A 13340-nucleotide genomic window follows, 5' to 3' on the forward strand; every position below is an offset into this window, starting at 1 on the left:
CGGGGTCACCGGCCGGCGCGCGCCCCGGGACTCGGGGCGGCGGAACGGTCATCGGCGGTGGGTCGGTCGTCGGCGGCGGGTTCGTCGTCGGCGCTGGGTTGGTCGGCGGCGGCGACGAGGACGTCGAGGTCCACGTCGCTGTGCTCGGTGGCGCCCCGCCGGGCGTGACTGCCGCGCAGCATGATGCCGACGACGGGACGGTCGGCGACCTGCCGCAGGCGGGCGGCCCAGTCGTCGAGGAAACCGGTCTCGGGCAACGGAGCGGGACCCACCTGGTCATCGTGCCGGACGCCCGATCTTCGGCGCAATGACCGATGGCGGACGCCCTGTCCGTTCCGGGGTCAGTGTCCGACGAATCTCATTGCTGCCTCGGGGTACCTTTCGCCGGCCGCCGCGCCGGGCGGCAACGCCTCGGCGAGCCGGGCCGACTGGGCGGCGCTGAGCTCGACGTCGGCGGCGGCGGCGTTCTCCTCGAGGTAGCGCACCCGCTTGGTGCCGGGGATGGGCAGCACGTCCGCGCCCTGGGCGAGCAGCCAGGCCAGCGCCACCTGGGCGGGGGTGCGACCGAGCTCGGCGGCGACCGCCCGGACCTCGTCGACCAGCCGCAGATTGGCGTCGAGGTTTTCCTCGGCGAACCGGGGCGCCCCGGCCCGCCAGTCGTTCTCGGCGAGCTGGTCGCGACCGGTGATCGCCCCGGTGAGCAGCCCCCGCCCCACCGGCGAGTACGCCACCAGCGACACGCCCAGCTCCCGGCAGGTGGCCAGCATCTCGCCCTCGACGTCCCGGCTGAACAGCGAGTACTCCATCTGCACCGCGGAGATCGGGTGCACCGCGTGCGCGGCGCGCAGCGTCGCGGGGCTGACCTCGGAGAGCCCGATCAGCCGGACCTTGCCGGCCGCCACGAGGTCGGCCAGCGCGCCGACGGTTTCCTCGATCGGCGTCTCGGGATTGCGCCGGTGCAGGTAGTACAGGTCGATGGTGTCCACCCCGAGCCGGCTCAGCGAGGCGTCGCAGGCCTCCCGGGTCCAGGCGGCGCTGCTGTCCACGAAGGCGCCCGGGGTGCCGGTGCCACCGAAGCTGTCGCCGGTGGTGCGGTTGCCGAACTTGGTGGCCAGGAAGACCTCGTCCCGGCGGGCCCGCAGCACCGGGGCGAGCAGCCGCTCGTTCGCGCCGAAGCCGTACATGTCGGCGGTGTCGAGGTGGTTGACGCCGAGGTCGAGGGCCCGGTGCAGGGTCCGCGTCGACTCGGCGTCGTCGCCCGGGCCGTACGCGAAGCTCATCCCCATGCAGCCCAGACCGATCGCCGAGACCTCGGGACCGGTCGCGCCCACTCGTCGCCGGATCATGCGCTCTCCTCCTCCGCCCTGCGGTACGCGTCGATCTTGTAGTCGAGCACCTTCAGGTCCTCCTCCAGTTCGGCCATCCGGGCCAGCACCCGGGCCCGGTGCGCCTCGAAGAGCGCCCGCCGGGCGCCGAGCGTCCGGTCGCCCTGTCGGGCCAGCTCGGCGTACCGGCGCATGTCCCGGACCGGCATGCCGGTCCGGCGCAGCCGGGTGAGCAGGAACAACCAGTTGACGTCGCTCTCGGTGTAGCGCCGCCGGCCGGCGGAATCCCGTCCGACCGGGGCGACCAGCCCCTCCTGCTCGTACCAGCGCAGCGTGTAGGTGCTCAGGCCGACCCGTTCCGCCGCCTCACCGACGGTGAGGCTCATCTCGCGTGTGCTGATGTCCACGACCCAAGGCTTCCAGTTGGAGTGCACTCGAAGTCAACCGTTGCGCGGCGGAGTTAATTCACCTAGCGTTGATTTCAACGGATGATGAGTTTGGAGGCGGGCGATGGAGGACGCGGTGGTGGTCCGTGACCTGGTCGTCGACCGGGGCCGGCGGCGGGTGCTGCAGAGCATCAGCTGCACGGTGCCCCGCGGCACGGTCACCGGGCTGCTCGGGCCGAGCGGCAGCGGCAAGACCACGCTGATGCGGGCCGTGGTCGGGGTGCAGACCGTCACGTCGGGCACGGTCACCGTGCTCGGCCGGCCGGCCGGGGCGGCGGAGCTGCGCCGCCGGGTCGGCTACCTGACCCAGGCGCCGAGCGTCTACGCCGACCTCACGGTGCGGGAGAACGCGCGCTACTTCGCCGTCCTGCACGGCCGGGGTCACGCCGAGGCCGACCGGGCCGTCGCCGACGTCGGGCTGGCGGACGCCGGCGGTCAGCTCGTCGGCACCCTCTCCGGCGGTCAGCGCAGCCGCGCCTCGCTGGCCTGCGCCCTGGTCGGCGATCCGGAGCTGGTCATCCTCGACGAGCCGACCGTCGGCCAGGACCCGGTGCTCCGGGCCGACCTGTGGGCCCGGTTCCACGAGATGGCCGCGGCCGGGACGACGCTGCTGGTGTCGAGCCACGTGATGGACGAGGCGGCCCGCTGCGACCGGCTGCTGCTCGTCCGGGAGGGCCGGCTGATCGCCGACGACACCCCGGACGCCGTCCGCGCCGCCACCGGCGTCGACGACCTGGAACAAGCCTTCCTGCGACTGATCAGGGCGAACGAGGCGGGCCGGGAGCCCGCCGGACGGGAACGGGCATGAACCTCCGGATCCTGGCCGCGACCACCGGCCGCATCCTGCGCCAGCTCAGGCACGACCGGCGCACCCTCGCCCTGCTGGTGGTGCTGCCCACCGTGCTGCTCACCCTGGTCTACTTCATGTACGTCGACCAGCCGACCCCGCCGGGACAGCCCGCCGTCTTCGACCGGGTGGCGCTGATCATGCTCGGCTTCTTCCCGTTCATCATCATGTTCCTGGTGACCAGCATCGCCATGTTGCGGGAGCGCACCACCGGCACCCTGGAGCGGCTGCTCACCACCCCGCTGAGCAAGCTCGACCTGCTCTTCGGCTACGGCCTCGCGTTCGGGCTCGCCGGCGCGGTCCAGGCGACCATCGCCTCGGCGGTCGCGTACTGGGTGTTCGACCTGGACACGGCCGGCAGCATCGGGCTGGTGGTGCTGATCTCGGCCGTCAACGCCGTGCTGGCGGTGGCCCTGGGCCTGTTCTGCAGCGCCTTCGCCCGCACCGAGTTCCAGGCGGTGCAGTTCCTGCCCGTCGTGGCGGTGCCGCAGCTGCTGCTCTGCGGGCTGTTCGTGCCCCGCGGCGAGATGGCCGGCTGGCTCCAGGCGGTCAGCGACGTGCTGCCCCTGTCGTACTCGGTGGAGGCCCTGCAGGAGGTCGGGCGGCACGTCGACCCGACCGGCACGATGTGGCGGGACCTGGCGATCGTGTCCGGTGCGGCGGTGGGGGCGCTGGTGCTCGCGGCGGCCACCCTCCGCAGGCGCAGCGGGTGATGGCCCGCCGGACCGGCCGGCGGCCCGGCAACCCGGACACCCGGGAGGCGATCCTCGCGGCCGCCCGGTCGGCCTTCGCCGAGCGCGGCTTCGACGCCGCCTCGATCCGGGGCATCGCCACCGCCGCCGGGGTGGACCCGGCCCTGGTGCACCACTACTTCGGCACCAAGGAGGACCTCTTCCGGGCCACCGTCGACATCCCGATCGACCCGGCGCAGCTGCTCCCGACCGTACTCGGCGCCGGGCCGGACGGGGCGGGCGAGCGGCTGGTCCGCGCCTTCCTCGGCGTCTGGGACTCGCCGGTCGGCGCGGCCGCGGTCGCGCTGCTCCGCTCGGCGGTCAGCAACGAGTGGACCGCCCGGCTGATGCGCGAGTTCCTGGTCACCCAGGTGCTGCGGCGGGTCCTCGACCACCTCGACCTGGACCCGGCCGAGCTGCCGCTGCGCGGCTCGCTCGTGGCGACGCAGGTCATCGGTCTGGCCATGATGCGGTACGTGATCCGGCTGGAGCCGGTCGCCTCCGCCGACCCGGAGACCCTGGTCGCGGCGATCGGCCCGACCGTGCAGCGCTACCTCACCGGCGACATCACCGGCGACCTGGCCGGCTGAGCGGGCTGCCGGCAGCGCCGCGGACGGCCGCCCGCCGAGGGACGGCCGCCGAGGAACTAGCGGGTCTGCTCCAGCCAGGAGGCGTAGAGCAGCGCGTAGACCGACTCGGGATCCCTGACCAGCTCGTCGTGCGGGCCGCGCTGCACGATCCGGCCCCGGTCCACCACGATCACCTCGTCGGCGGCCTGCGCGGTGGAGAGCCGGTGCGCGATGGCCAGCGTGGTCCGGCCGCGGGTGACCGCGTCCAGGGTCCGCTGGAGGCGTACCTCGGTGGCCGGGTCGACCGCGCTGGTCGCCTCGTCCAGCACCAGCAGGTCGGGGTCGGCGACGTACGCCCGGGCGAGCGCGACGAGCTGCCGCTCCCCCACGCTGAGCGCCTCGCCGCGCTCGCGACCGGGGTGTCCAGCCCCGCCGGCAGGCCGTCCAGCCAGTCGGCCAGGCCCAGCTCGGTGAAGGCCACGGTGAGCTGCTCGTCGGTCAGCTCGGGCCGGGCGAAACGGACGTTCTCCCCGACGGTGGCGTCGAAGAGGAAGCCGTCCTGCGGCACCATCACCACCCGGGAGCGCAGCGAGTCGAACCGGACCTGGCGCAGCGGCACCCCGGAGAGCAGCACCTCGCCGGCGGTCGGGTCCATCAGCCGGGTGAGCAGCTTGGCGAACGTGGTCTTGCCGCTGCCGGTCTCGCCGACCACGGCCACCCGGCTCTTCGCCGGGATCTCCAGGCGGACGTCGTGCAGCACGGGCGGGCCGCCCGGGTAGGCGAAGGTCACCCCGGCGAAGCGGATGTCCAGCGGTCCGGGCGGCAACTCCCGCCCCTGCGCGCCCGGGTCGGCCACGTCCGGGGCGACGTCCAGCACGTCCAGCACCCGGCGCCAGCCGGCGATCGCGTTCTGCGCCTCGTTGAGCACCTCGGTGGCGATCTGCACGGGCTGGATGAAGAGCGTCACCAGGAACAGGAACGCGGTCAGCTGACCGATCGACAGGGTGCGGTCGACGCCCAGGGTGACCCCGACGACGACCACGCCGGCCAGCGCCAGGCCGGCCGCCAGCTCCCCCACCGAGCTGCCCACGATGCTGATCCGGATGGCCCGCTGCTGGGCCTGCCGCTGCCCCTCGATCGCCGCGTCCAGCCGCCGGGCCGTCCGCCCGGCGATGCCGTACGCCCGGATCACCGGAGCGCCCACCACGCTCTCCGCGATGGTGCCGAGCAGCGTGCCCGTCCGCTGCCGGACCAGGCCGTACGCGCCCGCGAGGCGGCGCTGCAACAGCCGGATCACCAGCACCGCCGGGGCGAACGCGGCGAGCACCACCAGGGTGAGCTGCCAGGAGTACGCCAGCATGACGATCGTGGTGACCACCAGCTGACCGAGGTTGACGATCAGGATCACCCCGCCCCACTGGAGGAACGTGGTGATCTGGTCGACGTCGCTGGTCACCCGGGACACCAGCGAACCCCGCCGCTCCGACTGCTGGTGCAGCATGGACAGGTCGTGCACGTGCCGGAACGCCCGGGTCCGCACCCCGGCCAGGGCGGTCTCGCTGACCGTGAAGAGCCGCCGCATCATCAGGTAGCCGCAGCTGGTGGTGATCACCAGGACGGCCGCGGTGATCGCGACCACCCGCCACACCACGCCGAGGTCCAGGCCGCCCACGATGCCGTGGTCGATGCCGCGCTGGACGGCGACCGGGACGGCCACCCGCCCGACCATGTAGACCAGCGCCAGCACCACGGTGCCGGCCAGCCCGGTCTTCAGCTCCGGGGAGAGCGCGAGCCCCCGCCGCAGCGTCCGCCAGGTCGACTCGGTGCGCTCCGCCGGCCGCTCCGCCTCAACAGTCGCGCTCACCGGTCAACCTCGACTTCCAGGCCGGAGGTCAACGGCGTGACCTCGTCGTACGTCCGGGGCTGCTCACGATCATGCTCCGCCTGCTCGTACGCGGTGACCAGGTCGGCGTAGCCGGGGACGGTGGCCAGCAGCTCGGTGTGGGTGCCCCGGGCCAGGACCCGCCCCTGTTCCAGGTAGATCACCTCGTCGGCGAGGGCGATGGTGGCCCGCCGGTACGCGACCACCAGGATCGACGCGGCCGCGCCCCCGCCGTCGGTGGGCGCGCGCAGGCCGGCCAGGATGGCCGCCTCGACCCGCGGGTCGACGGCGCTGGTGGCGTCGTCGAGCACCAGCAAGCGGGGCCGGCCGCCAGCGCGCGGGCCAGGGTGAGCCGCTGCCGCTGGCCGCCGGAGAGCGAGGTGCCCCGCTCGCCGACCATGGTGTCCAGCCCGTCGGGCAGGGCGGCGACGAACCCGTCGGCTCGGCCAGCCGCAGCGCCGCCCACACCTCGTCGTCGCCGATGCCCGGGCGGTCCAGGGCGATGTTGGCTCGGACCGTGTCGTCGAAGACGAACGGCACCTGGGCGACCAGGGCCACCGTCGAGGCGAGCGAGGCGGCGGTGAGGTCGCGGAGGTCGACGCCGTCCAGGGTGACGGCGCCGGCGCGCGGGTCGACCAGCCGGACCGCGAGGGAGGCGATGGTCGACTTGCCGGCGCCGGTCGGCCCGACCAGGGCCACCGTCTTCCCGGCCGCACGGTGAAGGTCACCTCGCCGAGCACCTCGGCGCCGGGCAGGTGCGCCTCGGCCGGCTCGTAGCCGAAGTGCACGTCGTGGAAGGCGAGCGTGGCCGGCGTCGGAGCGGCCGGGTCGAGGACGGTGTCGCCGTACGGCATCTCGCCGGTGGCGTCGAGCACCCGGCGCACCCGGTCCCAGCCGGCGACGCTGCGCGGCAGCTCGGCCAGCACCCAGCCGATGGCCCGGACCGGGAAGGCCAGCACGGTGAACAGGAAGGCGACGCTGACCAGCTCGGCGACGCTGATCGCGCCGGCCCGCAGCCGGACCGCGCCGACCACCAGCACGGCGAGGGTGCCGAGGCTGGGCAGGGTCTCCAGCATCGGGTCGAAGACACCGCGCAGCCGGCCGACGGAGATCAGCGCGTCGCGCAGCTCGCCGGCGCGGGACGCGAAGCGCGCCGTCTCCTCGGCCTCCCGGCCCATCGTCTTGACCACCAGGGCGCCGTCGAAGCTCTCGTGGGCGATGCCGCTCACCTCGGCGCGCAGCCGCTGGGCCCGGGCCTGACGGGGCGCCATCCGCCGGGAGTAGACCACGTTGAGCGCGAAGAGCGCGGGGAAGACGGCGAGGCCGACCAGGGCGAGCGCCCAGTCGGTGAGGAAGAGCGAGACGATCGCGCCGACCAGCATCACCACGGTGCCCACCGCGAAGGGCAGCGGCGCGATCGGGTACCAGGCCGCCTCGACGTCCGAGTTGGCGTTGGACAGCAGCGTGCCGGTGGCGTTGCGGTGGTGCCAGGACAGCGGCAGGTCCAGGTAGCGCCGGGTGACCCGGCGGCGGTACGCGGCCTGGAGGCGGTACTGCATGTAACCGGCGCCGAGCCGGCGGCCGAAGATGCCCACCACCCGCAGCACGCTGATCCCGAACAGCGACGCGGCAGCCAGCGCCAGCACCCCGGTGCCGACCGAGCCCCGGGCGATGGCCGGCACCACCACGTCACCGACCACCCGGCCGACCACGAACGCGCTGGCGATCACCATGAGGCCGAAGAGCACGCTCCCGGTCACGGCGACCGCGAAGATCCGCGGCTGCTCCCGGATGGCCCGGCCGAGGACCCGTAGCCCCCGGCCGAGGACGTCCCGACTTGTCCCGCTCGCCACGCTCTCCCCCGCCGTAAGCCGCAATTATCTCCCTCATCCTTACCGGTCGGTGCCAGCTCCGCCGACCCGGACGGCATATGTCCAGCGTCACTTCCCCGGCGGCGGCGCGCCGACCAGGGCGGTCGGCGCCGCGCGGGGGTGCCCGTCGGGCCGGCCGCAACGGCGCACCGTCGCGCCGGGCGCGCCGAAACGGCGCCGCGACCCTACGATCGGGCCATGCCGCAGTACGCCCGATCGGAGCGCGAGGCGCTCGCCGATCTGCTGCTGGACCTGGGACCGGACGCGCCGACGATCAACGAGGGGTGGCACACCCGGGACCTCGCCGCGCACCTGATCGTCCGGGAGCGCCGGCCGGACGCCGCCGCGGGCATCCTGCTGCCGCCGCTGCGCCGGTACGCCGAGGCGGTCCGCCGGCGGGTCGCCGCGCGCCCGTACCCGGAGCTGGTGGCGCGGGTTCGCCGCCCGCCGGCCTGGAGCCCGCTGAGCAACCCGCTCACCGACGAGCTGGTCAACACCATGGAGTTCTTCATCCACCACGAGGACGTGCGGCGGGCCCGCCCGGGCTGGCTGCCCCGGGACCTGCCGGCCGGGCTGTCGGCGGTGCTCTGGAAGCGGACCGCCGTGCTGGCCCGGCTGGCGTTGCGCCGGTTCCCCGCCGACCTGTTCGTCCAGGCGCCCGGGTTCGGCGAGTTCACCGTCGGCCGGGGCGGGGAGCGCCTGCGGTTGGTGGGCGCGCCGGGAGAGCTGGCGCTGTTCCTGTCCGGCCGGCAGCGGGTGTCCCGGGTGCAGATCGACGGGCCGGCCGCCCCGGCGGACCGGCTGCGACGGGCCAGCCTGGGCTTCTGACCGAGTGTGCGGAAACGGTCACGGAACAATGTGAGCGGACCCGCGACCCAGCGATCCGGGCCGATTCCTGCTCCCGTAGGCTGCTGCCCGCCGCCCCGCCCGCGGGCGGCGGGCAGGGGGCACGGATGCGGAGCTTCGCGATCTCGGCACTGCGCGAACCTCCCTTCCCGGCACGCCGGCACGCCGCCGTCGAACTGGTCGCCGGGGAGAGCACCGGCTGGGCGCGCGACCTCGGCCTGGTGGCCACGGAGGCCGGGCTGCGCCGGTTGCGCGGGGCCGGTGCGGCGGAGCTGGCCGGCCGGGCCTGCCCGGACGCGCCGGTGGACCGGTTGCGGTTGCTGACCGACCTGATCTCCTGGTTGTTCGTGATGGACGACGCCTGCGACGAGGACGGGCTGGGGGCCAGCCCCACCCGGCTCGCGCCCACGGTGGCGGAGCTGTTGGCGGTGCTGGACGGGCACGGCGACCGGGCGGCGACCCGGCCGGTGGCGGCCGGACCGCTCGGCGTCGGCCTGGACGATCTCTGCCGGCGGGTCCGCGCCCGGCACCGGCCGACGCTCCTGCTGCGGCTGATCAGCCAGCTCCGGGAGTACCTGCTGGCGCTGCTCTGGGAGGCGGCGAACCGGGAGCACCGCCGGGTGCCCGGGGTCGCCGAGTACGTGCAGATGCGCCGGCACACCGGCGGGGTCCGACCCAGCTTCACCGTCACCGACCTGGCGTACGACGAGCTGCCCGGCGCGGCCCGGTGGGCCGACCCGGCGCTGACGGCGCTGGACGCCCTCGCCGCGGACCTGGTCTGCTGGTGCAACGACCTGTTCTCCTACGGCAAGGAGCTGAGCACCGCGCCGGACGTGCACAACCTGGTGACCACGATCGCCGGGGAGACCGGGCAGGGCGAGGAGGCGGCGCTGCGGGCGGCGGCCGCCCGGTTCAACGAGGGCCTGGCCGCGTACGCCGAACTGGAGGCCACGCTGACGGGTGCCGGGGACGAGTCGGTGCGGGCCTTCCTGCTGACCCGCCGGAACTGGATCCGGGCCACCTACGACTGGTCGGTCGCCGTGTCCCGGTACGCCTGACCGGGCGTTCCACGTCCCGGGACGCCCGGCCCCTGCGGAACGGGAGGGCTAGCCGCTGCCCCGGTGCAGGCAATACTCTTCGGTAACCGCAGAATGGCGTGACCCCCGTCACGCCTCTCCACCCTCTGAAGGCGGCTACAGCGATGGCTCTCGATGTACCGTACCGTTCCATTCCCGATATGTTCCTCAAGCGCGTGGCGGCGACCCCCGACCGCCACGCGTTCGCCCACCCCGGCCCCGACGACTCGGGCCCGGTCTGGCTGAGCTGGGAGCAGGTCGGCCGGCGCGCCAAGGCGGTCGCCGCCGGGCTGCACGGCCTCGGCGTCGGCCTGGAGGATCCAGTGGCGATCCTGGCCAACACCCGGCTGGACTGGGTGATCGCCGACTTCGCCATCATGTGCGCGGGCGGCGCGACCACCACCGTCTACCCGACCACCGAGCCCGAGGACGCGACCTACATCATCGCCGACTCCGGATCCCGGGTGCTCTTCGCCGAGAACCCCGCCCAGGCCGCGAAGATCGCCGGGGCCGAGCTGCCGGCGCTGACCCACGTGGTGCTCTTCGACGGCGCCCCCGACCCGGCCGTCGCCGTCCCCCAGCTCACCCTCGCCGAGCTGGAGGAGCGGGGGGAGCGGGCCCTCGAGGCCGAGCCGGACCTGATCGACATGCTGGTCGCCGGCATCGGCCCGGAGAACCTGGCCACCCTGATCTACACCTCGGGCACCACCGGGCGGCCCAAGGGGGTCGAGCTGCTGCACGGCGGTTGGTGCTGGGAGGGCGTGGCGCAGGCCGAGATGGGGCTGCTCCGCGACGACGACCTGCAGTACCTCTGGCTACCGCTGTCCCATTCGTTCGGCAAGACCCTGCTCTGCGGCGCCACCCACGTCGCCTGCCGACCTATGTCGACGGCCGGGTGGACAAGCTGGTCGACCTGCTCGCCGTGGTCAAGCCGACGCTGATGTGCGGCGCGCCCCGGGTCTTCGAGAAGGTCTACAACAAGGCGGTCACCACGGCTCAGGACGCCGGCGGCGCGAAGGCGAAGATCTTCGCCTGGGGCGTGCGTACCGGCAAGGAGAAGGTCGCCCTGGAGCAGGCCGGCAAGCCGGTCCCGGCGGGGCTGAAGCTGAAGTACGCGCTGGCCGAGAAGCTGGTGTTCAGCAAGCTCCAGGCCCGGCTCGGCGGCCGGATGCGGGTGCTCGTCTCCGGCGCGGCGCCGCTGAGCCGGGAGATCGCCACCTTCTTCGCCGCCGCCAACCTGCCCATCTCCGAGGGGTACGGCCTCACCGAGACCAGCGCCGGCAACTTCGTCAACCCGCCGGACGGGCTGCGGATCGGCACCGTCGGCCGGGCGATGGGCGACCTGGAATGCCGGATCGACACCGACGGCGAGATCCTGGTGCGCGGCACGCCGGTGATGCGCGGCTACCACAACCTCCCCGAGGAGACCGTCGCGGCGTTCACCGAGGACGGCTTCTTCCGTACCGGCGACATCGGCAGCCTGGACGACGACGGCTACCTGCGGATCACCGACCGGAAGAAGGACCTGGTCAAGACCTCCGGCGGCAAGTACATCGCGCCCTCGCACATCGAGGGCATGTTCAAGGCGATCTGCCCGTACACCTCGCAGGCCGTGGTCATCGGGCAGGCCCGCAACTACTGCACCATGCTGGTCACCCTCGACCCGGACGCGATCAAGGGCTGGGCGGCCGGCGGCCCGCTGGAGGGCAGGGAGTACGCGGAGATCGTCGCCTCCCCGGAGGCCCAGGCGATGGTCGACGGGTACGTGGCCGAACTGAACGCCAAGCTCAACCGCTGGGAGACGATCAAGAAGGTGGCCATCCTCCCCCGCGACCTGACGATCGAGCACGGCGAGATCACCCCGTCGCTGAAGATCAAGCGCCGGGGCGTGGAGAGCAACTTCGCCGCCGAGATCGACAAGATGTATGCCGGGACGCTCGCCGAGCTCTGACCGCCCGTACCGGCCGGCGGCCGCGCCCCTTTGTCCCGGGGCACGGCCGCCGGTTCGTCGGCGGTCAGAGGTGCTGCCGCCGCCACCGGCTCTGCTCCACCTCGGCGGCGATCTGCTCCTCCAGCGCGAGCCGGCGGATCTGCCGCCGCCGCCCGTTCTCGCTCAGCGTCTCGGCGACCATCGCGGCCACGCAGAGGGCCGCGAGCAGCCCCAGCGCCACCAGCTCCGGCAGCCGGGCGGCCACCGGGGCGACCAGGGCGAGCACCGCCACCGCCGCCAGCAGCGGCCAGTGCACGGTCCGCAGCGCCCGCAGCGCGCACGCCGCGAGGCTGAGCAGGTAGAGGCCGACCCCGCCGTACAGGACGGTGATCCAGAAGCCGCCCAGCGGCACCCCCCAGGGCGGCGTGTCCGGCTCCGCCGCCTCCGCGAGCAGGTCCTTGAGGCCGAGGGCGAAGAAGATGATCCTGGCGACCATCGGCAGGTGCAGGTAGGTGTAGACGTCCCGGGCCAGCCGGGCGCGCGGGACCGGTTCCCGGGTGTGGTGCAGCGTCTGCTCGAGCGCGAAGGACAGGGCTCACAACCGTTGCCTTGACGGTATGCGATAGTGTGTAACTGTGAACTTGAAAGAGTGGGCGAAGCGGGAAGGGGTCCATCCGGTAACGGCGTATCGCTGGTTTCGGGAGGGCAAGCTGCCCGTGCCCGCTCGCCGGGTCGGTGGCCTGATCCTGGTGGAGCAGCCCACCGATGCGGCTCCGGTCGAGACGGTGGTGGTGTACGCCCGGGTCTGTTCGGCCGACCAGCGCGCCGACCTGGACCGGCAGGTGGCCCGGGTTACGGCATGGGCGACCGGGCAGAACCTTCAGGTGGCGCGGGTCGTCACCGAGGTCGGCTCGGCGTTGGACGGCCGCGGCAAGGAGTTCCTCGCGCTGTTGCGTGATCCGGCGGTGACCGCGATCGTGGTGGAGCACCGGGACCGGTTCGCCCGGTTCGGCGCCGAGTACGTCGAGGCCGCGCTGACCGCCCAGGGCCGTCGGCTGCTCGTGGTCGACCGGCCGGGGTGGACGACGACCTGGTCCGCGACGTGACCGAGATCCTGACCTCGCTGTGCGCCCGGCTGTACGGCCGCCGGGCGGCGGCGAATTGGGCCGAGCGAGCGGTGGCCGCCGCCACCTCGGGTGATACCGGGTGAAGCGGTACGAGGCCCCCGCGGGCTGGACCGTGCAGGCGTACAAGTTCTGCCTGGACCCGGCCGACGAGCACAACCTGCGCCGGCACGCCGGCGCGCCCGATTCGCGTTCAACCACATGCTCGGCCGGCTGCGCGCGGTCAAGGCCCAACGCCTGGCGGAGGCGTCCTACGGGGTCGCCGAGGCGGACCTGACGCCGTGGCAGGGCTGGTCGCTGCCGGACCTGCGGCGCACCTGGAACCACATCAAACAGTGGGTGGCGCCGTGGTGGCAGGAATGTTCGAAGGAGGCGTTCAACACCGGCCTGGACGCCCTGGCCCGGGCGCTGGCCAACTGGGCGGCGTCACGCAGCGGCAGGCGTAGGGGCCGCAAGATGGGCTGGCCCCGGTTCAAAGGCAAGGCCGCGGCCCGGTCCGTGCGGTTCACCACCGGGGCGATCCGGGTCGACGCCGACCGGCGGCACGTGGTGCTGCCCCGGCTGGGCCGGATCCGGACTCACGAGTCGACCCGTAAGCTGGCCCGCCGGGTCGAGGCGGGCACCGCGAAGATCCTGTCCGCGACCGTCACCGAGACCGCCGGGCGCTGGTTCTGCTCGTTCCAGGTCGCGGTC

9 protein-coding genes and 5 pseudogenes are annotated in these 13340 nt (G+C 73.6%); 8 read left to right on the plus strand and 6 right to left on the minus strand.

Annotated features, from left to right (window positions below; genetic code table 11):
- Positions 1-5 precede the first annotated feature (5 nt).
- The 3 genes from JNW87_RS24340 to JNW87_RS24350 all read right to left on the minus strand — a co-directional run bounded on the left by JNW87_RS24340 (position 6) and on the right by JNW87_RS24350 (position 1732).
- Positions 6-272: a nucleotidyltransferase domain-containing protein gene (locus JNW87_RS24340; protein WP_238454451.1), complete on the minus strand. Its 267-nt coding sequence runs from the start codon at positions 270-272 to the stop codon at positions 6-8.
- A 69-nt stretch (positions 273-341) separates the two neighbouring features.
- Positions 342-1346 carry an aldo/keto reductase gene (locus tag JNW87_RS24345; protein ID WP_109802698.1) on the minus strand — a complete coding sequence of 335 codons (1005 nt, stop codon included), beginning with the start codon at positions 1344-1346 and terminating at the stop codon, positions 342-344.
- Entirely contained in the window at positions 1343-1732 is a 390-nt protein-coding gene (locus JNW87_RS24350) for a MerR family transcriptional regulator (protein ID WP_109802704.1), read from the minus strand. Before JNW87_RS24350 ends, JNW87_RS24345 begins: the two co-directional genes overlap by 4 nt.
- Before the next feature lie 103 nt (positions 1733-1835).
- Between JNW87_RS24350 and JNW87_RS24355 the strand changes: the two genes are divergently transcribed.
- The 3 genes from JNW87_RS24355 to JNW87_RS24365 are packed head-to-tail and all read left to right on the plus strand — an operon-like array spanning position 1836 to position 3939.
- Positions 1836-2579 (plus strand): ABC transporter ATP-binding protein, encoded by a 744-nt coding sequence (locus JNW87_RS24355; RefSeq protein WP_109802697.1) that lies wholly within the window; start codon positions 1836-1838, stop codon positions 2577-2579.
- On the plus strand, positions 2576-3331 hold the full coding sequence (locus JNW87_RS24360; protein WP_109802696.1) for an ABC transporter permease: 756 nt from the start codon (positions 2576-2578) through the stop codon (positions 3329-3331). Before JNW87_RS24355 ends, JNW87_RS24360 begins: the two co-directional genes overlap by 4 nt.
- Positions 3331-3939: a TetR family transcriptional regulator gene (locus tag JNW87_RS24365; RefSeq protein WP_109802703.1), complete on the plus strand. Its 609-nt coding sequence runs from the start codon at positions 3331-3333 to the stop codon at positions 3937-3939. Before JNW87_RS24360 ends, JNW87_RS24365 begins: the two co-directional genes overlap by 1 nt.
- Before the next feature lie 56 nt (positions 3940-3995).
- Here the strand turns inward: JNW87_RS24365 and JNW87_RS24370 are convergent.
- Positions 3996-5782: pseudogene (locus tag JNW87_RS24370) on the minus strand (ABC transporter ATP-binding protein).
- A pseudogene (locus tag JNW87_RS24375) lies at positions 5779-7653 on the minus strand (ABC transporter ATP-binding protein). Before JNW87_RS24375 ends, JNW87_RS24370 begins: the two co-directional pseudogenes overlap by 4 nt.
- Before the next feature lie 216 nt (positions 7654-7869).
- Here JNW87_RS24375 and JNW87_RS24380 point away from each other — a divergent pair.
- The 3 genes and pseudogenes from JNW87_RS24380 (at position 7870) to JNW87_RS24390 (ending at position 11544) form a co-directional block, all read left to right on the plus strand.
- A complete protein-coding gene (locus tag JNW87_RS24380) occupies positions 7870-8499 on the plus strand; it encodes a TIGR03085 family metal-binding protein (RefSeq protein ID WP_109802693.1) in 630 nt (209 codons plus the stop codon).
- A 125-nt stretch (positions 8500-8624) separates the two neighbouring features.
- Positions 8625-9575, plus strand: coding sequence for a terpene synthase (locus tag JNW87_RS24385; RefSeq protein ID WP_109802692.1), 951 nt, complete (start codon positions 8625-8627; stop codon positions 9573-9575).
- 143 nt (positions 9576-9718) lie between these two features.
- Positions 9719-11544, plus strand: a pseudogene (locus tag JNW87_RS24390) (AMP-dependent synthetase/ligase).
- A 64-nt stretch (positions 11545-11608) separates the two neighbouring features.
- On the opposite strand, the gene JNW87_RS24395 reads toward JNW87_RS24390, so the two are convergent.
- The gene (locus JNW87_RS24395; RefSeq protein WP_109802690.1) at positions 11609-12115 is read right to left on the minus strand and encodes a low temperature requirement protein A; all 507 of its coding nucleotides are present in this window, start codon (positions 12113-12115) and stop codon (positions 11609-11611) included.
- A gap of 43 nt (positions 12116-12158) precedes the next feature.
- On the opposite strand from JNW87_RS24395, the pseudogene JNW87_RS24400 reads away from it, so the two are divergent.
- Positions 12159-12733 (plus strand): annotated as a pseudogene (locus JNW87_RS24400) (IS607 family transposase).
- A 115-nt stretch (positions 12734-12848) separates the two neighbouring features.
- Positions 12849-13340 (plus strand): annotated as a pseudogene (locus JNW87_RS24405) (IS607 family element RNA-guided endonuclease TnpB); the annotation flags it as partial.

The organism is Micromonospora sp. ATA51 (assembly GCF_016802855.1).
In the GTDB taxonomy this organism is placed as follows: Bacteria; Actinomycetota; Actinomycetes; order Mycobacteriales; family Micromonosporaceae; genus Micromonospora; species Micromonospora sicca.

Excerpts from the sequence above, each read along its gene's own strand:
- JNW87_RS24345 (WP_109802698.1), bottom strand. The coding sequence starts at position 1,346 with ATGATCCGGCGACGAGTGGGCGCGACCGGTCCCGAGGTCTCGGCGATC.
- JNW87_RS24355 (WP_109802697.1), top strand. The coding sequence starts at position 1,836 with ATGGAGGACGCGGTGGTGGTCCGTGACCTGGTCGTCGACCGGGGCCGG.
- JNW87_RS24360 (WP_109802696.1), top strand. The coding sequence starts at position 2,576 with ATGAACCTCCGGATCCTGGCCGCGACCACCGGCCGCATCCTGCGCCAG.
- JNW87_RS24365 (WP_109802703.1), top strand. The coding sequence starts at position 3,331 with ATGGCCCGCCGGACCGGCCGGCGGCCCGGCAACCCGGACACCCGGGAG.
- JNW87_RS24380 (WP_109802693.1), top strand. The coding sequence starts at position 7,870 with ATGCCGCAGTACGCCCGATCGGAGCGCGAGGCGCTCGCCGATCTGCTG.
- JNW87_RS24385 (WP_109802692.1), top strand. The coding sequence starts at position 8,625 with ATGCGGAGCTTCGCGATCTCGGCACTGCGCGAACCTCCCTTCCCGGCA.